This window comes from Duganella paludis (assembly GCF_054461335.1).
In genome coordinates this window covers 1236866-1256065 of the sequence record NZ_CM136922.1, presented here as the reverse complement: position 1 = coordinate 1256065, position 19200 = coordinate 1236866, and the positions used below count along the sequence as shown (strand labels likewise).

18 protein-coding genes are annotated in these 19200 nt (G+C 64.0%); 12 read left to right on the top strand and 6 right to left on the bottom strand.

Going from position 1 to position 19200, the window contains the following annotated elements:
• Nucleotides 1–5 precede the first annotated feature (5 nt).
• Genes ACXZ1M_RS05690 through ACXZ1M_RS05680 form a run of 3 tightly spaced genes read left to right on the top strand, consistent with a single transcriptional unit; the run spans nucleotide 6 to nucleotide 3248 of the window.
• A complete protein-coding gene (locus ACXZ1M_RS05690; protein ID WP_459052215.1) occupies nucleotides 6–848 on the top strand; it encodes a DUF4198 domain-containing protein in 843 nt (280 codons plus the stop codon).
• 7 nt (nucleotides 849–855) lie between these two features.
• Nucleotides 856–1881 (top strand): FAD:protein FMN transferase, encoded by a 1026-nt coding sequence (locus ACXZ1M_RS05685; protein ID WP_459052214.1) that lies wholly within the window; start codon nucleotides 856–858, stop codon nucleotides 1879–1881.
• Entirely contained in the window at nucleotides 1878–3248 is a 1371-nt protein-coding gene (locus tag ACXZ1M_RS05680) for a sulfite reductase subunit alpha (protein ID WP_459052213.1), read from the top strand. The genes ACXZ1M_RS05685 and ACXZ1M_RS05680 overlap by 4 nt, the downstream gene beginning before the upstream one ends.
• 104 nt (nucleotides 3249–3352) lie before the next feature.
• On the opposite strand, the gene ACXZ1M_RS05675 is transcribed toward ACXZ1M_RS05680, so the two are convergent.
• From ACXZ1M_RS05675 to ACXZ1M_RS05650, 6 genes are all read right to left on the bottom strand, one after another.
• Complete coding sequence (locus tag ACXZ1M_RS05675) at nucleotides 3353–4642, bottom strand: DUF2325 domain-containing protein (RefSeq protein WP_459052212.1); 1290 nt, start codon at nucleotides 4640–4642, stop codon at nucleotides 3353–3355.
• Nucleotides 4643–4657: 15 nt separating this feature from the next.
• The gene (locus ACXZ1M_RS05670) at nucleotides 4658–4990 is read right to left on the bottom strand and encodes a hypothetical protein (RefSeq protein WP_459052211.1); all 333 of its coding nucleotides are present in this window, start codon (nucleotides 4988–4990) and stop codon (nucleotides 4658–4660) included.
• Between the two features lie 106 nt (nucleotides 4991–5096).
• Entirely contained in the window at nucleotides 5097–5294 is a 198-nt protein-coding gene (gene hemP / locus ACXZ1M_RS05665; RefSeq protein WP_459052210.1) for a hemin uptake protein HemP, read from the bottom strand.
• Between the two features lie 165 nt (nucleotides 5295–5459).
• Nucleotides 5460–6251 carry a Crp/Fnr family transcriptional regulator gene (locus ACXZ1M_RS05660; protein ID WP_459053979.1) on the bottom strand — a complete coding sequence of 264 codons (792 nt, stop codon included), beginning with the start codon at nucleotides 6249–6251 and terminating at the stop codon, nucleotides 5460–5462.
• Between the two features lie 238 nt (nucleotides 6252–6489).
• Nucleotides 6490–7134: a response regulator gene (locus ACXZ1M_RS05655; RefSeq protein WP_373988339.1), complete on the bottom strand. Its 645-nt coding sequence runs from the start codon at nucleotides 7132–7134 to the stop codon at nucleotides 6490–6492.
• Nucleotides 7135–7223: 89 nt separating this feature from the next.
• Nucleotides 7224–7691 carry a universal stress protein gene (locus tag ACXZ1M_RS05650; protein WP_459052209.1) on the bottom strand — a complete coding sequence of 156 codons (468 nt, stop codon included), beginning with the start codon at nucleotides 7689–7691 and terminating at the stop codon, nucleotides 7224–7226.
• Between the two features lie 268 nt (nucleotides 7692–7959).
• Here ACXZ1M_RS05650 and ACXZ1M_RS05645 point away from each other — a divergent pair, with 268 nt between their 5' ends.
• The 9 genes from ACXZ1M_RS05645 to truA all read left to right on the top strand — a co-directional run bounded on the left by ACXZ1M_RS05645 (nucleotide 7960) and on the right by truA (nucleotide 19195).
• Nucleotides 7960–8796, top strand: coding sequence for a protein phosphatase CheZ (locus ACXZ1M_RS05645; protein ID WP_459052208.1), 837 nt, complete (start codon nucleotides 7960–7962; stop codon nucleotides 8794–8796).
• Nucleotides 8796–10703, top strand: a complete 1908-nt coding sequence (locus ACXZ1M_RS05640) for a chemotaxis protein CheA (protein WP_459052207.1) — start codon at nucleotides 8796–8798, stop codon at nucleotides 10701–10703. Before ACXZ1M_RS05645 ends, ACXZ1M_RS05640 begins: the two co-directional genes overlap by 1 nt.
• A 197-nt stretch (nucleotides 10704–10900) precedes the next feature.
• Complete coding sequence (leuC, locus tag ACXZ1M_RS05635; protein WP_459053978.1) at nucleotides 10901–12304, top strand: 3-isopropylmalate dehydratase large subunit; 1404 nt, start codon at nucleotides 10901–10903, stop codon at nucleotides 12302–12304.
• Between the two features lie 25 nt (nucleotides 12305–12329).
• Entirely contained in the window at nucleotides 12330–12452 is a 123-nt protein-coding gene (locus tag ACXZ1M_RS05630; RefSeq protein ID WP_160991549.1) for an entericidin A/B family lipoprotein, read from the top strand.
• A gap of 50 nt (nucleotides 12453–12502) precedes the next feature.
• Nucleotides 12503–13150 (top strand): 3-isopropylmalate dehydratase small subunit, encoded by a 648-nt coding sequence (gene leuD / locus ACXZ1M_RS05625; RefSeq protein ID WP_459052206.1) that lies wholly within the window; start codon nucleotides 12503–12505, stop codon nucleotides 13148–13150.
• A gap of 10 nt (nucleotides 13151–13160) precedes the next feature.
• Nucleotides 13161–14231, top strand: coding sequence for a 3-isopropylmalate dehydrogenase (leuB, locus tag ACXZ1M_RS05620; protein ID WP_459052204.1), 1071 nt, complete (start codon nucleotides 13161–13163; stop codon nucleotides 14229–14231).
• Nucleotides 14232–14257: 26 nt separating this feature from the next.
• Entirely contained in the window at nucleotides 14258–15385 is a 1128-nt protein-coding gene (gene asd, locus ACXZ1M_RS05615) for an aspartate-semialdehyde dehydrogenase (protein ID WP_459052203.1), read from the top strand.
• A 167-nt stretch (nucleotides 15386–15552) separates the two neighbouring features.
• Entirely contained in the window at nucleotides 15553–18342 is a 2790-nt protein-coding gene (locus ACXZ1M_RS05610) for a FimV/HubP family polar landmark protein (RefSeq protein WP_459052202.1), read from the top strand.
• A gap of 49 nt (nucleotides 18343–18391) precedes the next feature.
• Entirely contained in the window at nucleotides 18392–19195 is an 804-nt protein-coding gene (truA, locus tag ACXZ1M_RS05605) for a tRNA pseudouridine(38-40) synthase TruA (protein ID WP_459052201.1), read from the top strand.
• Nucleotides 19196–19200 lie beyond the last annotated feature (5 nt).

The window sequence follows — 19200 nt, the reverse complement described above, 5'->3', positions numbered from 1 at the left end:
GGGATATGTCGAAATTGAATAAAACTGTAGTCGCACTGGCGCTGGCCGGCCTGTCGTTGGTGTCGCTGAGCGCCCATGCGCACAAGCCGTGGCTGCTGCCGTCCTCGACCGACGTCGAAGCCGGTCGCGACGGTTCGGCCTGGGTGACCGTGGACGCCGCCATTTCCGAAGGCCTGTTCGATATCGACCACCAGCCGCTGAAGCTCGACGGCATCGAGATCACCGGTCCGGGCGGCATCAAGCTGACGCCGGAAAACGTCGGCAACGGCAAGCTGCGCAACACCTTCGACCTGAAGCTGACCAAGCCGGGCACCTACAAGATCGCGCTGGTGTCGCAGAGCGTGTTCGGCAGCTTCAAGGACAAGGAAGGCAATGTGAAGCGCTTCCGTGGCACCGAGGAATCGCTGGCCAAGGACGTGCCGGCCGACGCCACCGAAGTCAAGCTGTCGCGCACCGACAGTCGCCTGGAGACCTTCGTCAGCACCGGCGAAGCGAACACCGACGTGCTGAAGCCGACCGGCAAGGGCCTGGAGCTGGTGCCTGTTACCCATCCTACCGAGCTGCGCGCGGGCGAGAAAGCCACCTGGCGCTTCCTGCTGGACGGCAAGCCGGCCGCCAACCAAGGCGTGAGCCTGATTCCGGGCGGCGTCAAGTTCCGTGGCACGCTGGGCGAGATTCGCAAGACCACCGACGCCAACGGAGAACTGACCTTCGTGCTGCCGGCAGCCGGCGCCTACATGGTCAGCAGCAGCTGGCCGGCCGCCGCGCCACAGGTGCAGGGCCAGCCGCCGCAGATGCCGCCGCGCCGCGCGACCTATTCGGGCGTTGTCGAAATCCTGCCGGAATAAGGCAGGCATGCGCCGGGTTCTTCTGCCGCACGTTATTTCCGACGACCCGGCGCCCGCAGGCGGCGTGATCCGCGACTACGCCGGCCACAGCATGGGCACCAGCTGGTCGGTGCGGCTGGTAGCCGGCGCGGATGCCGTTTGTGATCATTTGCAAACCGGGCTGCAGCAGCAGCTCGATTCCATCGTGGCTGAAATGAGCCATTGGGAAACTGAATCCGACCTCGGGCGCTTCAACCGCGCCCCGGCCGATAGCTGGCAAGTGCTGCCGCCGGCCTTCTTCGATGTGCTGTCCTACGCCATGGACGTGGCGCGCGCTTCCGGCGGCGCCTACGATCCGTGCGCCGGTTCGCTGGTCAACCTGTGGGGCTTTGGGCCTTACGGGCGTTTCGACCAGCCCGACTTTGTGGCGCCTTCCGCCGATGAAATCACCATCGCCCGCGCGCAACTGGCTTCACGGCCGGTGCAATTGCAGCGCGACGGCCGCCGCGCACTGCAGCCGGGCTGTGTGCAGCTGGATCTGTCGGCGGTGGCCAAGGGCTACAGCGTGGACCGGCTGTCCTACTATCTGAAAACGCAGGGTTTTTCCCACCACCTGGTGGAAGTTGGTGGCGAGCTGCGCGGCGCCGGCGTCAAGCCGGACGGCGAGCCGTGGTGGGTGATGCTGGAACAGGTTACCGACGCCGCCGTGGACGCCTCCGTGCCGGGCGAGCTGGTGCTGGCGCTGCATGGCTTGGCGGTCGCCACCTCGGGCGATTATCGCCGTTACTTCACGCTGGACGGCCGGCGTTATTCCCACACCATCGACCCGCGCAGCGGCATGCCGATCTCCAACGACCTGGCCTCGGTCACCGTAGTGCACGCGCAGTGCATGGCGGCCGACGCCTGGTCGACCGCGCTGACCGTGCTGGGCAGCCGCGACGGCCTGCATCTGGCCGAGCTGCACGGCTTGGCCGCGCGCTTCGTCATCCGCCAGGCGGACGGCGGTTTTACTGAAACCATGACTACCCATTTACGCAGCATGCTTGACGAATGATCTGGACCAACGACACCACCCGATTGCTGATGGTGGCCGGCACCAGCGCGGCCTACGCGCTGGTGTGCCTGGCGCCGTATCTGCGCACGCGCCGCAAGCGCCAGGCCGCCGCGCGCGCCAAGGCGGAAGCGGCGGCCACGCCGGACACGGTCTGGATCATCGCGTATGCGAGCCAGACCGGCAACGCCGAGGAACTGGCGCAGCAGACGGCCGCCACCCTGAAGCTGGCCGGCATTCCAACCCGCCTGGCGGAATTGTCCGAACTGTCTGCCGCCGATTTGCAGCAGGCGGAACGCGTGCTGTTCCTGGTCAGTACCTATGGTGAGGGCGACGCGCCGGATGGCGCGGCCGCGTTCGTCGGCCGCTTGATGACCGGTTCGCTGGCGCTGCCGCAGCTGCATTACGCGGTGCTGGCGCTGGGCGACAGCGCCTACACGCAGTTCTGCGGCTTTGGCCGCGCATTGGACCAGTGGCTGCAGGCGCAAGGCGCGCAAAGCCTGTTCCCGCGCGTGGAAGTGAACCGCAGTTCGGACGCGGCGATCGGGCAGTGGCGGCAGCAGCTCAGCCATCTGGCCGGTACCAGCGACGCGCCGGACTGGAGCGCGCCGGCGTTTGACGAGTGGCGCTTGAGCGAGCGCGTGCAATTGAATCCGGGCAGCGCCGGTGCGCCCGTGTATCACCTGGAGCTGGAGCCGATGGGCGGCGTGCTGCCGGAGTGGCGCTCGGGCGATCTGGTACAGATCTCCGCGCCGGCCGATCCGGCGCGGCCGCGTGAATATTCGATCGCATCGATACCGGCCGACGGCCGCGTGCATCTGCTGGTGCGCTTGCATACGCATGAGGATGGCAGTCATGGCGTGGTGTCGGGATGGCTGACGCAATCGGCCGGGCTGGGGCAGACGGTGCAATTGCGCCTGCGGCAGCACAAGCGTTTCCGGCTGGATGGAAATGAGCAGCGGCCGCTGATTTTGATCGGCAACGGCAGCGGCATTGCCGGTTTGCGCGGGCACCTGAAGGCGCGCGCGCTGGCGGGGCAGGGGCGTAACTGGCTGCTGTTCGGCGAGCGCAATGCGGCTTACGATTATCACTATCGGGCCGAGCTGGCTGGCTGGCGGCGCGATGGCGTGCTGGAAAAGCTGGACATGGTGTTTTCCCGCGACCAGGCGGAGCGGCGTTATGTTCAGGACCGCCTGTCGGAGCAAGCCGAGGGCTTGCGCGAATGGGTGGCGCAGGGCGCGGCGATCTACATCTGCGGCAGCCTGGAGGGGATGGCGGCTGGCGTGGACGCCGCCCTCGCAGCGGCGCTCGGTCGCGCCAGTCTCGACGACCTCGCCGCAAGCGGCCGCTACCGCCGCGACGTCTACTAACAACCCGGGGTCAGGTCCTCCATTGCTACACGAGCTCTGCCGTAAGCGTGCCTACGGCAGAGCTCGTGTAGCAATGGAGGACCTGACCCCGGATTAGTCGCGGATTAGTCGGCGCCGGCTTGTTCGAGGCCGCGCGCCAGGCTTGAAATCGATGGGTTGTCGATGAACACGCAACGCTTACCGTTGCGCTTGCAATAGTCCTTTACCCGCCAGTACGCGCTGTGGCTGATGCAGCCGGTCTGGCAAATTACCAGATCCGCCGCCGCCAGGCTCGCTTCGAGCTGGTTGACGTTGTCCTCCAGCCCGCCATCATGGTGCGCGAACTGTGCGCCTTCTCGCTCGATCAGCTCGCGGTAGCTGGCGACGTTGCCGTTGCGCCCGCCCACACACAGCACGGCACGGTCGCTCAGGCGCAGCGGCATCTTCATCACATGCTCGACCACCTGGCGCGCCTGCTCCTGGACCGGCGGCGCCGCTGCAACCTGCGCCGCCAGTTCCAGCTTCAACTCATTGATCTGGTTGCGCATGGCGCGCTCGCGCTCGTCCATCTGGCCCAGGCGCTCGGCCAGTTTGGCGCGCGATTCCAGTCCGGGAATCGATTCGCGCAGCTGCTCCAGTTCCGTCTTCAGCGATTCGACCAGGCTGTCCTTGCCCACCACTTGCGCGCGCAGCTGCATCAGTTGCGCCGCGTGCTTTTCCGACTCGGCGCTTTTCTCGGCCATCAATGCGGCGGCACGCTGCTGCGCCTTGTTCAGGTCGTAGGTGAGGCGCTTGTTTTCTTCCAGCGTGGCGTTGAACTTGTTGATGTCGGCGCGCACGCAGGCGCCGGCCTGGTGCTGCACCATGTGCAGGTCGCGGCACATCTGTTCTTCCAGCTCCGAACTGCAACGCGGATGCGTGAGGCCGGCCCAGAAGGCGCCGGCGACGTCGCCATTGTTCACTGCAGTGCGCCACAGCTCTGCCACTTGCTCGGTGGTCTTGGCGTTGCGGAAGCGCAGCAGCACGGCGGCGTAGCGCCGTTCCAGTTCCTTCTGCAGCGCTTCGGACAGGCGGTTGCGGGTCGAGCATTCGGTGACCGCGCCGACGTGGACTTCGTAGTCGTCGGCGACCACCTTGCCGTTGGTGATTTTGTCGACCAGCTTGCGCAGCACGCCGAGCGGGAAGCCGACGCCCACCAGCGGGCAGTGGCAGGCATGGCCCAGCTCCCACAGGCGGCGCCGGCGCGAGGCTTGGGCGTCCCGTTCGGCCAGCGCGGTCATGACGTTGTTGATGCGTGGCTTGACCACTTGTTGCTGCACCGTTTGCTCGGGCGCGCGCGCCATCGCCAGCGGGCCGGCTACCTGCGGCATGGCGGCGGCGATGATGGCAGCCAGCGGATCGTGTTTCTCGCACATGGTCGCAACACTCCCTTAGGCCACGGACGGCGCGGTACGCGCACGCGCCATGATGCGGCTGAGGAAGTTGGTCTTTTCCTGTTCGTGCAGGTTGCGCTCCACCTCGTGTGCCCACTGCTCGGACAACTGGGCGCAGGTGGCGCTTAGCACCGGCGCCAGGTCCGGCAGGCTGGCCAACGCTTTCAGATGACGCTCGATCACCGAGGCCAGCTTGACGCAGCCGCCGGCGGTGTCGCTGCCGGCCGTGTAGTGCGACATCAGATGCAACACGGCGGACAACATCAGTTCGGGATTGTGGCCGCCATGCGATGGGGCGAGGAAAATCGGGTTGCTTTGTTCGATAGCCATCAGACGCTCCTGGTTCAGAGTGAGAGTTTGGCTGGCGCTGTGGCTGGCTACTCAGGGGGAGAGTGGGCGCGGCGGCGCCCTTTAACGCACAGTTAAGCGGTATTGCTCAGGCAGTAAGGATCAGTTTGTTCAGCTGCGTGATGCGCAGGCGGTAGACGCGGCCGGCGTGTTCGATCTCCAGTTCGCGGCCACCGTCCATCAGGCCGGCGCTGCTGATGCGCTTGACCGGTTTGACGGTTTGCACGGCAGCGTTGACTGGGTGGGCAGCGATGGCGGGTGGCATGGCGGGGGTAGTGGTAATCATCGTCTGGTTCTCCGTTTAAATAGGAATGATTCGTATTTGCATTCATTATTGTGGAAGGTTAGACGGAATGCAAGCCTTTTGTTTAAAAAAAGGCCCGGTCAAAGACCGGGCCCAAGGCTGGGTAATACGGGAGGTAATACTGAAGCGCTACAACACTGCTTGCTGCTACAACGCCGCCAGCAACTGGCCCGACGGTACGGTGCTGCCGCCTTTGCTGCGCGAGGCGGGCCTGCCGCGCGTGCGAGAAGGCGGCAGGCGGCGTAAGGTTTTCAAGGCTTCCGGATCTTTGATGCCGATGGTGCGCTGGTCGACGCTGATCATGCCGATTTCGTTGAAGGCCGACAGCGTGCGGCTGACCGTTTCCAGCGTCAGGCCCAGGTAGCTGCCGATTTCGTGGCGCGTCATGCGCAGGTTGAACAGCTTGCTCGAATAGCCCATTTGCGCGAAACGCTCGGCCAGCGCCACCAGGAAGCGCGCCACCCGCGCTTCGGCGCTGAGGGCGCCCAGCATGCCGATCATGGCTTGCTCGCGCACCAGTTCGCGGCTCATCACGCCGTACATCATGTTTTCCAGTTCGGGGTGCACGCGGCCAAGCGTGGTCAGTTTCTTGAACGGCAGCAGGATCAGGTCGCAGTCGGACAGGGCCACCGCCTCGGACGAGTAGTGGCGGGTGTGGATGCCGTCCACGCCCAGCATGTCGCCCTTCATCGGGAAGCTGAGCACCTGTTCGTTGCCGTATTCGTCGATCAGCACGGTTTTCAGGAAGCCGGAGTTGACGATGTACAGCGTGTCGAAGGGCTGGCCGATGGTGTGGATGCGCTGGCCGGTGCGGAATTGCACGTGCTGGAACAGCAGTTCCTCGCCGGCGATGGAGCTGGCGGCCGGGATATGCAGCAGGTCGCAGACTTCCTTGAGGTTCGACCAGAGCCGCCCCTGGCGTTGGCGGCCCGCTTCCATCGAGGACGATTGCAACGTCGTCGTGGCTGGACGAATTTCAGTGGTTTGCGTAGACAGCATGGTGTTCTCTCCTGTGGGCAGGTATTTGCTTTAGACAGACGGCGGAACCGCCTGAATGCTGTGCGGTATGGTTTCAGTATGCCAACACAGCCGGGAGATAGATATCAGCAAAGGCTGAATGTAGACGTAGGACTCGCGCCTGCGAATGTAGGAAGACTCCTACGGCCGAGTTCCCTACTCAGGTTTTGAACGGCGACAGCAGGCGGTGGGCCACCGCGTACTGCACCATTTCCGACAAGGAGCTCATGCCCATCTTCTGCATGATGCGGGTCTTGTGGGTGCTGACGGTTTTCACGCTCAGGTGCAGGCTGTTGGCGATCTCGGTGATGGAGCGCCCGGCCACCAGGTAGGAAAAGACTTCGAATTCACGGTCGGACAGCTGCTTGTGCAGCAGCGACTCGTGCGGCATCATGATGTTCAGCGCCAGTTGCTCGGCCACCTCGGTGCTGATGTAGGGCCGGCCAGAGGCGACCTTGCGGATCGCGCCCACCAGCTGGGTGCCGGCGCTTTCCTTGGTCAAGTAGCCTTGCGCGCCGGCGCGGATGGCGCGCACCGCGTACTGTTCTTCCTCGTGCATGGTCAGGATCAGGATGGCCAGCTTGGGCGCCTCGGCCTTGATCTGGCGGATCAGGTCGACCCCGCTGCGGCCGGGCATGGACAAGTCCAGCAGCAGCAGGTCGAAGCCGCCCTGACGCACGTGGCCGAGCACCTCGAAACCGTCGATGGCTTCGCCCACGATGTCGATGTCCGGTGCACCGTCGAGTATGCGCTTGAGGCCTTCACGCATGATGGTGTGGTCATCCGCAATGACGATACGAATCATAAGGATTAGCAGAAAAAGTGATTAATGGTAAATGTTGTTATGATTGAGCTAACCTTATGATCTTACTATAAAACGCCGTCGCGCAGCGCTTATTTACTACCAGGTTCCTTGATCAGCCGGTGCACCAGCACCGGAATTTTGGAATGTTGCAACACCTTGTTGGTTACGCTGCCCAGCAGCAACTGGCCCCAGCCGCTGCGTCCGTGCGAGCCCATGAAGATCAGGTCGCAGCCTTGTTGTTGCGCCACGTCGACGATTTTCAGGCCCGCGCTTTCGTGGAACGAGGTCATCGCTTCGCACGGCACGCCGCGCTTGGCGCACGAGGCCACCACATCCTGCGTATGCTCCTGGCCGGCACGCCGCATGGCGGCGCGGTATTCCTCTTCGCTGGGGTAGCTGGGCGGGATGATTTCCACGTAGATCGGGTACTGGTATTCTGGCGCCACGTACAACACCAGTACTTCCGCGCCCAACTGCTCGGCGAACTGCACGCCGGCGCAGGCGGTTTTGCTGGAGACGGAAGAACCGTCGGTGGTGATCAGGATTTTGCGGTACATGATGGACCTCCTTTCTGAATCAGCTCACAATTTCATTGTAGTCGCGATTTACATTATTGATACTATGGAAAGACTTGATATTTATCAAATAAAACCGCTTTATGCGGTGTCGCAGGGTGTGGACTTTTATGCTTACAACAGCTTTTTTTTGCACTAAAGCACTACTTTTGTGTCACGCGGCATACTCCGTTGTTCTATCCAATGTTAGTATCACCAAATACAGATAGTTTAGGGCAGCAAATTTACCAAATATGGAGAAGCAGGGATTATGACTAACGCCGCTGACGATTTCGACGCATTATTTGAAGAAGTGTCTGCTCAGAGCAAATCCGCAACGCCCGCTCCAGCACCCGCACCCGCGCCGGCCGCTGCTGCGGAAGATGACCTGGAAAGCCTGTTTGAAGAAGTCGCCGCATCGCGGCCGGCCGACGCGGCGCCCGCCGCTGCGGCGGCCCCTGCTGCGTCCGCCGATTCCGGCGCGGCCCCCGCTGCCGGCGCCGAAGGCGATGGCAACGTCATGTTCGAGCGCCTGGGCGGCATCGTGCGCTTGCTGCACGACTCGCTGCGCGAACTGGGCTACGACAAGGCGTTGACCGAAGCGGCGACCCAGATCGGCGACGCCCAGGACCGCCTGGAATACGTGGCCAGCCTGACCGAGCAGGCCGCCAACAAGGTGCTCAACACGCTGGACGAGGGCATGCCCGAGCAGGACGTGCTGTCCAAGCAGTCCAAGGACATGGAAAACCGCTGGGCCGACCTGTTCGCCGGCAAGCTGAGCCTGGACCAGTTCAAGCAACTGGCCGGCGATTCGCAGAAATTCGCGGTGGCCGTCTCGGCCGCCACGGAAGCGGAAAAAGCCCGCCTGCTCGACATCATGATGGCGCAGGACTTCCAGGACATCACCGGCCAGCTGATCAAGAAAGTGGTTCTCATCACCAAGACCGTGGAGCAAGAGCTGGCCCAGCTGCTGAAAGACAACGCGCCGGCCGGCGTGCGCGAGAAGATTGCGCAGAAGGAAGTGTCCCTGATGTCTGGTCCATCGGCCCCGGCCGTTGCGCTGAACCAGGATAGTGTTGACGACCTGCTTGCCGATCTGGGGTTCTAATGGACGATATGCTGAAGGATTTCGTCGTCGAGGCGATGGATCTCGCGGTCAACGTCGAGGAGCACCTGCTGCGCCTCGAACGCGACCCGGACAATAAAGAGACGCTCAACGCGGTGTTTCGCTCCTTCCATACCATCAAGGGCGGCGCCGGTTTCATGGGCTTGCCGGCGATGGTCACCGCTTGCCACCTGACTGAAAACCTGTTCGACGCGCTGCGCACCGGCGCCGCGCCGGTGACCCCGCTGGCGATCGAAGCGGCGCTGCAAGCCTCGGGCTTCGTGGCCGACCAGCTCGCCGAACTGAACAACGGCGCCGAACCGGCCAGCCTGCCTGCGCTGCCGGACAACCTGGAAACCCTGCTCAACGACGCCATCGCCGGCAAGGCCGACTCGGCTCCCGCCGCCGCGCCTGCTCCAGCCCCGGCCGCTGTGGCCGCGCCGGTTGCCGCCGCCCCTGTCGCTGCGGCCGCACCAGCCGCCGCGCCATCGGCCGACGGACTGGACTGGGAAGGCATGTACGAAGCCGTGATGCCGGCCGGTAGCTATACCCGTCCGGCCGTCAGCGCGGCACCAGCACCGGCTCCGGCCGCCGCCGTGCAAGCGGCACCGTCGGCGCCTATCCCGGCCGCCGAAATCGCCGCCGTGGCCGCCGCCGTGCAGGTGGCGCCGCGTACCCGCGAAGCCAGCACCGAAAAACGCGAAGAGCGTCCGCACGCCGCGCCGGCCAAGGAAGAATCGATCCGTATCGACGCCGTCAAGCTCGACGCGCTGCTGGAAGTGGCTGGCGAATCGGTGCAGGCCGCCAACCAGGCCGCCGTGTTGCTGGAACGCCTGCTGCAATTCAAATTCGAAGGCCAGGCCCAGACCCTGATGGCCACGTTGGCGGAAACGCTGGAACGCGCCTCGCGCTATTCCACCGAACTGCAGCGCGCCACCCTGGCGACCCGCATGCAGCCGGTCGGCCGCCTGTTCCAGAAATTCCCGCGCCTGGTGCGCGAGCTGGCCAAGGACCTCGGCAAGGAAGTCGAACTGAACATCGAAGGCGCGGAGACCGAAGTCGACCGCGTGGTGGTCGATTCGCTGTACGATCCGCTGGTCCACATGCTGCGCAACTCGCTCGACCACGGCGTGGAAACGCCCGAAGAGCGTGCGGTGGCCGGCAAGCCGATCAAGTCCTTCATTCAGCTCAAGGCGTGGCAGGAAGCCAACAGCGTCATGATCGTGCTGCAGGATGACGGCAAGGGCATGGACCCGGTGCGCCTGCGTCAAAAGGCGCTGCAGAAGGGCCTGATCTCCGAATCCGCGCAGCTTTCCACCGACGATTGCCTGCAACTGGTATTCTTACCGGGTTTCTCGACCAAGGAAGTGGCATCGAGCGTGTCCGGCCGTGGCGTGGGCATGGACGTGGTGAAGACCGCCGTGGAGAAAAACCGCGGCGCGATCCAGATCGAGTCCGAGCTGGGCAAGGGCACCAAGTTCTCCATCCGCCTGCCGATCGAGCTGTCGATCGTGCCGACCATGCTGGTATCGACCTCGGGCGCCGCGCTGGCGTTGCCGATGGCCGTGGTCCAGCGCGTGGTCGAGCTGCCGGAAGTGTTTATGGAAGTGGGCGGCGCCCCGGTCCTCAAGGATCAGGGCCGTCCGCTGCCGGTGCGCTCGCTGGCCGACTCGCTCGGCTACGACAGCTGCCGCGAGAAGGTGGGTATTGTTGTCTCTGCACCACAGCCATACATCCTGGCCGTGGAAGCGGTGGACGGCACCGCCGACCTGGTGATTAAACCGATGACCGCGATTACCGTCGAGGGCATTACCGGCACGGCGCGCTCCGCAGAGGGCGAGCTGGTGCTGGTGGTAGGCCTATCGTTCCTAATGGACGGTTGTCGAGGAAGTGTACGCATGGCGGCTTAGTCGGAAGACTGGGCCAGGAATCTCAAAAGCCTGCGTTGATACGCAGGCTTTTTTTTGCAGCAAAAAATTTAGGGGTCATACCGAGTGAATGGGTGGGCAGAAGGCGTCGGGCTCAAGAGGCTGGACAGCGGTGGCTGCTATTGCATTGCACAATATGGCATAATCAAGTTGGATAATAGTAGCAGTAGCGAAAAGACATCATGAAGACGCTTTACGACAAACTCTGGGAATCCCACGTCGTCCGCACGGAAGACGACGGCACCACGATCCTCTACATCGACCGCCACCTGGTGCACGAAGTGACCAGCCCGCAGGCTTTCGACGGCCTGCGCGCCGCCAATCGCCAGCCGTGGCGCCTGTCGGCCAACTTGGCCGTGGCCGACCACAACGTGCCGACCACCTCGCGCGCCGACGGCATCGCCGATCCGATTTCGCGCCTGCAGGTCGAAACGCTGGACAACAACGCCAAGTCCTACGGCCTGACCTACTTCAACATGAACGACAAGCGCCAGGGCATCGTCCACGTGATCGGCCCTGAGCAGGGCGCTACCCTGCCGGGCATGACCGTGGTCTGCGGCGACTCGCACACCTCGACCCACGGCGCCTTCGGCGCGCTGGCGCACGGCATCGGCACCTCGGAAGTGGAGCACGTGCTGGCCACCCAGACCCTGCTGCAGAAGAAGTCCAAGGCCATGCTGGTGCAGGTCGACGGCGCGCTGCCGGCCGGCGTCACCGCCAAGGACATCGTGCTGGCCATCATCGGCAAGATCGGCACCGCCGGCGGCAACGGCTACTGTATCGAATTCGGCGGCTCGACCATCCGCGCGCTGTCGATGGAAGGCCGCATGACGGTCTGCAATATGGCGATCGAAGCGGGCGCGCGCGCCGGCATCATCGGCGTCGACGACACCACCATCAACTACGTCAAAGGCCGTCCGTTCTCGCCGGCCGGCCCGCATTGGGACCAGGCCGTGGGCTACTGGCGCACGCTGCACACCGATCCGGGCGCCAAGTTCGACCTGGTGGTGACCTTGAACGCCGCCGAGATCAAGCCGCAGGTCACCTGGGGCACCTCGCCCGAGATGGTGCTGCCGGTCGACGGCCGCGTGCCGGACCCGGACCACGAAAAAGACAGCGTCAAGCGCAGCGCCATCGAAAAGGCGCTGGTGTACATGGACCTGAAGCCGAACACGGCCATCGAAGACATCCGCATCGACAAGGTGTTCATCGGCTCCTGCACCAACTCGCGCATCGAAGACTTGCGCGCGGCGGCGGCGGTGGTGCGCGGCAAGCAGCGCGCCTCCAACGTCAAGCTGGCGCTGGTGGTGCCGGGCTCGGGCCTGGTCAAGGAGCAAGCCGAACGCGAAGGCCTGGACGTGATCTTCCGCGACGCCGGCTTCGAGTGGCGCGAGCCGGGCTGCTCCATGTGCCTGGCGATGAACGCCGACCGCCTGGAACCGGGCGAGCGTTGCGCCTCGACTTCCAACCGTAATTTTGAAGGACGCCAAGGTCAAGGCGGTCGCACCCATCTGGTGTCGCCCGCGATGGCTGCGGCAGCCGGTATCGCCGGCCATTTCGTCGACGTGCGCGCATTGCACTGACACCCATTATCCATCGGGAACCACCATGAAAAAACTGATCGCTCTGACTCTCCTCGCTATCGCTATCACCGGCTGCAACACCATTGCCGGCATGGGCAAGGATGTACAGAAAGCCGGCCAGGCGGTGCAGGGCGCCGCGGGCCATTGATACCCGACCCGGCCGCGCGGCCACGCCGCGCGGCTCACTTATGAAGCATCATGGAAAAATTTACGATTTATGAAGGACTGGTGGCGCCGCTGGACCGCGCTAACGTCGATACCGACGCCATCATTCCAAAGCAGTTCCTGAAGTCCATCCACCGCACCGGCTTCGGTCCCAACCTGTTCGACGAATGGCGTTACCTGGACCACGGCGAACCGGGCATGGACAACAGCAAGCGTCCGCTGAATCCGGACTTCGTGCTGAACGAAGCGCGCTATCAAGGCGCCTCGATCCTGCTGACCCGCAAGAATTTCGGCTGCGGTTCCTCGCGCGAACACGCGCCGTGGGCGCTCGACCAATACGGCTTCCGCGCCGTGCTGGCGCCGTCGTTTGCCGACATCTTCTTCAACAACTGTTTCAAGAGCGGCTTGCTGCCGATCGTATTGACCGAAGCGCAGATCGATCATCTGTTCAACGAAGTCAAGGCCTTCCCCGGATACAAACTGGTGGTCGACCTTGAGCAGCAACGCATTTCCACCAGCAATGGCAGCATCTCCTATCCCTTCGAGATCGACGCCTTCCGCAAATACTGCCTGATGAACGGACTCGACGATATCGGCCTGACCCTGCGCCACGCCGACACCATCCGCAGCTTCGAAGAGCGCCATCTGGCAAACCAACCATGGTTGGCTAACGTCATCTAAAGATAGAACTATGAAAATCGCAATCCTCCCGGGCGACGGCATCGGCCCGGAAATCGTCACGCAGGCAGTCAAGGTACTGAATGTGCTGGGCGAGCAATTCGAGATGGAAACCGCGCCGGTCGGCGGCGCCGGCTATGAAGCCAGCGGCCATCCGCTGCCGGAAGCCACGCTCAAGCTGGCCCAGGACGCGGACGCCGTGCTGTTCGGCGCCGTCGGCGACTGGAAGTACGACACGCTGGACCGTCCGCTGCGTCCCGAGCAAGCCATTCTGGGCCTGCGCAAGAACCTCGGCCTGTTCGGCAACCTGCGTCCGGCCATCTTGTACCCTGAGCTGGCCAACGCTTCGACCCTGAAGCCGGAAATCGTCTCCGGCCTGGACATCCTGATCGTGCGCGAACTGACCGGCGACATCTACTTCGGCCAGCCGCGCGGCGTGCGCGAGTGCCCGGACGGCCCGTTCAAAGGCCAGCGCGAAGGCTTCGACACCATGCGCTACGCCGAAGGCGAAATCCGCCGCATCGCCCACGTGGCGTTCCAGGCGGCGCAAAAGCGCGGCAAGCGCCTGACCTCGGTGGACAAGGCCAATGTGCTGGAAACCTTCCAGTTCTGGAAAGACATCGTCACCGACGTCCACAAGGAATATCCGGACGTGGCGCTGGACCACATGTACGTCGACAACGCCGCCATGCAACTGGTGCGCGCGCCGAAGAAGTTCGACGTCATCGTCACCGGCAATATGTTCGGCGACATCCTGAGCGACGCCGCCGCCATGCTGACCGGTTCGATCGGCATGCTGCCGTCCGCTTCGCTGGATGCCAACAACAAGGGCTTGTACGAGCCATCGCACGGTTCGGCGCCGGACATCGCCGGCAAGGGCATCGCCAATCCATTGGCAACGATTCTGTCGGCCGCCATGATGCTGCGCTTCTCGCTGAACAAGGCCGAGCAGGCCGATCGCATCGAGAACGCCGTGAAGAAGGTGCTGGCCCAGGGCCTGCGCACCGCCGACATCTACGAAGAGGGCACCACCAAGGTGGGCACCGAAGAGATGGGCAACGCTGTCGTTAAAGCGCTGGCATAAAAAATCAAAGACAAGGAAGAGCAAAAATGAAACTCGTAGGCTTGGTAGGTTGGCGCGGTATGGTAGGTTCGGTCCTGATGCAGCGCATGCAGGAAGAGGGCGATTTCGCCCACATCGAACCAGTGTTCTTCACCACTTCGAACCCGGGCGGCAACGCCCCGGCGATGGCCAAGAATGAAACCAAACTGAAAAGCGCCACCGACATCGACGAACTGAAAAAGTGCGAGATCATCATCTCGTGCCAGGGCGGCGACTACACCACCGAAGTGTTCCCGAAACTGCGCGCGGCCGGCTGGAACGGCTACTGGATCGACGCGGCGTCGACCTTGCGCATGGACAAGGACGCGGTCATCGTGCTGGACCCGGTGAACATGCACGTCATCAAGGACGCGCTGGGCAAGGGCGTGAAGAACTTCATCGGCGGCAACTGCACCGTATCGTGCATGCTGATCGGCCTGGGCGGCCTGTTCCAGCACGGCCTGGTCGACTGGATGACCTCCATGACCTATCAGGCGGCATCGGGCGGCGGCGCGCAGCACATGCGTGAACTGCTGACCCAGTTCGGCACCATCAACGGCGCCATCAAGCCGCTGCTGGACGATCCTGCCTCGGCCATCCTGGAAATCGACCGCCAAGTGCTGGCAACCCAGCATGGCCTGTCGGCCGACGAGACCAAGCAGTTCGGCGTGCCGCTGGCCGGCAACCTGATCCCTTGGATCGACAAGGACCTGGGCAACGGCCAGTCGAAGGAAGAGTGGAAAGCCGGCGCCGAGACCAACAAGATTCTGGGCCTGGGCGCGGACTTCGGTTCCAAAGCGATTCCAGTGGACGGCCTGTGCGTGCGCATCGGCGCCATGCGTTGCCACTCGCAAGCGCTGACCATCAAGCTGAACAAGGATGTGCCGCTGGACGAAATCACCGACATCATCGCTTCGGCCAACCAGTGGGCCAAAGTGGTGCCGAACACCCGCGAAGCGTCGATGAAAGACCTGTCGCCGGCCGCCGTCACCGGCAGCCTGACGATTCCGGTCGGCCGCCTGCGCAAGATGAGCATGGGTCCGGAGTACCTGTCGGCCTTCACCGTCGGCGACCAGCTGCTGTGGGGCGCGGCTGAACCACTGCGCCGCATGCTGCGCATCGTGCTGGATCAGTAAGTCTTAATTCGCACAAGAGAAGGGCTTTTTCCTATGTGTTCTCATAGGGGAAAGCCCTTTTGTTGGTTTACAGTGGTGCAAAGCTTGCATGCTCCTGAGCATGATGTTATGTTGGTAAATCCGGGAAAGTAACATTTTCTCTCTGACAATCACAAAATCGCCCCACTATGCCAGTACACAATCGCCCTTATGTTTCGTTCGCGTTGAAGTCCATCACCAGCGCGGTGGCCAGTACTGTGCTGTTGGCGGCCTCTGCAAATGCAGCGGGACTGGGCAAGCTGACCGTCCTGTCCGCACTGGGGCAGCCGCTGCGGGCGGAGATCGAATTGACCGCCGTCACGCAGGATGAGGCCAGCGCGCTGATCGCCAAGCTGGCGCCGGCCGAGGCCTTCCGCAGCGCGAATATCGATTTCAATCCGGCGCTGCTGTCGCTGCGTTTCGACATCGAGCAGCGCAACGGCAAGCAGCTCATCAAGATCAGCTCCAGCCAGCCGATCAACGAACCCTTCGTCGACATGCTGCTGGAATTGAGCTGGACCGGCGGCCGCATGGTTCGCGAATACACCTTCCTGCTGGACCCGCCCGACCTGCGCGCCACGCAGGCGCCGCAAGTGACCGCGCCGGTGGACCTGGGCATCCGCCCGGCGCCCGCGCCGGCACCGGCGCCGGCAGCACCGGCACAAACACCAGCACCGGCGGCCGCACCGGCACCGGCGCCTGCCGCAGCACAGCCGGCTCCAGCCGTACGCCCAGCCGCGACGGCCAAGGCCGCCGCCAGTGAATACGCCGTCAAGTCCGGCGACAACCTGACCCGCATCGCCAACCAGGTCAAGCCGGTCGATGTGTCGCTGGACATGATGCTGGTGGCGCTGTACCGCGCCAATCCGGAAGCGTTCAGCGGCAGCAATATGAACCGCCTGAAATCGGGCCAGATCCTGTCGGTGCCGGATGCGGACGCCGTTCGCAGCAACGCCGGCGGCGAAGGCGAGGCGCGCAGCGTCGTGGTCGCCCACGCGGCCGATTTCAACGCCTACCGCGCCAAGCTGGCCGGCCAGGTTGCCGCCGCGCCGGCAAGCGCCGAGCCGGATGCCTCGCAGAACGTGTCGGGCAAGATCACGGCCAAGGTCGAAGAGAAACCGACCGCCACCAATACCGCCAAGGACAAGCTGACCTTGTCCAAGGCTACCGACAACGCGCCGCAGCAGGGCAAGACCGGCGCGGCGGCGGTGGCGGAAGAAAAGCTCGCCAAGCAGAAGCAGGTGGATGAAGCGGCCAGCCGCGTCAAGGAACTGGAAAAGAACGTCAACGACCTTGAGAAGTTGATGGCCCTGAAGAACAAGGCCGCCGCCGAGGTCAAGCATCCACCGGAAGCGGCCGCCAGCGTGCCGGTCATCGACAACACCCCGGCCGAAGTCAAACCGAAGCGCACGCTGGTGCTGCCGCCGAAGAAGCTGGTTGAGCCTAGCCTGTTCGAAATCCTGATGGACAACATCACCTACGTGGGCGGGGCCGCAGCGGCTTTGCTGTTGGGCGCGCTGGGCATCATGGCTTCGCGCCGCCGCAAGAAATTCGTGGTGCCGCAGGAGGAGTCGTCCATCCTGGGCGAGACCGCGCTGCCAGCGCCGACCCCGCTGATCGCCGATGCCGGCGGCCAGAGCGTGGACACCAACAACAGCGTGTTCAATTCCAACTTCGCGCCATCGGCCAGCCAGCTCGATACCAATGAAGTCGATCCGGTGGCGGAAGCCGATGTGTATATCGCCTACGGCCGCGACGCCCAGGCCGAAGAGATCCTGAAGGAAGCGCTGCGCACCCATCCTGAGCGCCACGTCGTGCGCCTGAAGTTGCTGGAAATTTACGTGGCCCGCAAGGATGCGCGTTCGTTCGAGACCCAGGCCTCCGAGCTGTATGCGCTGACCCGTGGCCAGGGCGACGAGTGGGAGCAGGCCGTCACCATGGGGCGTGGCATCGATCCGGGCAATCCGCTGTACACCATGGGCAAAGATGGCGGCGATGCGCAGTTCGGCGCCGCGCCGGTGGTTGCGGCAGCCGCTGCGGCCGGTGTGGCTGCGGCTGCGGCCGAGCCGGACTTCGGCAGCGATTTCAGCAAGGACTTCAGCAACGATTTCAGCAACGACGCCGCCAGCACCTACGCGCCGGCCGAACCCTCGGCGCTGGATCTGGACCTGAGCCAGGATGCCGCACCGGCGCCGGCCGCGATTCCAACCATCTCCACCGATCCGCTCGACTTCGGCGCCGACATGGACACCGCGCTGCCGCAGGCGGCCGACGCTTCGATCTCGCCGGCCTCGGTGGCCGCCGAAAACGACAACCTGATGGACTTCGATCTGGGCGGCCTGAGCTTCGAGCCGGTCTCCGCACCGGCGCCGGCCATCGAAATGCCGGCCCCGACGGAAACCGTGGCGCCTGCGCCGGCCCCAGTCGACGACATGAGCATGGACTTCGGCCTCGACCTGCCGGCCTCGGCCACGCAAGTCGCGGACACCAAGCCATCGGCCGCCACCGATCCGCTGGACCTGGACCTGGCCGGCTTCGACATTCCGGAAGTGCCTGCCTTCACCGAGCCGCCGCAAGCGCCTGCCGCGCCGCTGGACTTCGACACCAGCCTGGAACTGCCGGCCGAGGTGGAAAACATCACCGCCGCGCCGCCACCGGCCGCACCGGAGTTCGACCTGTCGAGCATCGACCTGGACCTCGACAGCTTCGGCGAGTCCGCGCCAGCCGCAGCGCCGGCCGACGCAGCGCCGGCCTCCTCGGGCAGCAACGAGCCGCTGTCCGCGCACCACATGGAAATGGACACCAAGCTGGACCTGGCTATCGCCTATCAGGAAATCGGCGACAAGGAAGGCGCGCGCGAGCTGCTGGACGAAGTGCTGCGCGGCGGCAGCGACGAGCAGATCGCCAAGGCCAACGCCATGAAGGCCCAGCTAAGCTAATTCAGCGCCGTTATATAATGGCTGATTCAGACTTGTGGATTGGGCAGTAGTGAAACGGATAGCAATCGGGCTTCAGTACGACGGCCAGGCCTGGCACGGATACCAGAAACAGGAAAGCGGCCTGACCGTGCAGAACAAGCTGGAGCAGGCGCTGCAGTCGTTCGCCACGGTGCCGCTGGCCACCACCTGCGCCGGCCGCACGGATGCCGGCGTGCACGCGTCCGAGCAGGTGGTCCATTTCGATACCGAGCTGACCCGTGTGCCGCACTCCTGGGTGCGCGGCATCAACGCCTTCCTGCCGCCGTCCATCTGCGTGCGCTGGGCCAAGGAACTGGAAGGCGATCCCAGCGTGGACGACTTCTTCCATGCCCGCTTCAGCGCCCGCGCCCGCACTTACCACTACGTGTTGTATAACCATTCCACGCGTTCGCCGTTGCTGCACGGCCGCGCCGGTTTCTATCACTGGCCGCTGGACGTGGAGCGCATGCAGGAAGCGGCCCAGGCGCTGGTCGGCACGCACGACTTCAGCACCTTCCGCGCCGCGCAATGCCAGGCCAAGTCGCCGGTCAAGCTGATGCACGAAGTGCAGGTGCGCCGCCATGGCGACCTGATCGTGTTCACCCTGAAGGCCAGCGCCTTCCTGCACCACATGGTGCGCAATGTGGTCGGTTCGCTGGTCTACATCGGCCAGGGCCGCGAGGAGCCGGGCTGGATGGCCGAGCTGCTGGCGTCGAAGAACCGCAGCCTGGCCGCGCCCACCTTCATGCCCGACGGCCTGTACCTGGCCAAGATCGATTACGATGAAAAATGGGGACTGCCGCTGGAGACCAGCAGCGGGCTGCCCTGGTTCTAAAAGGA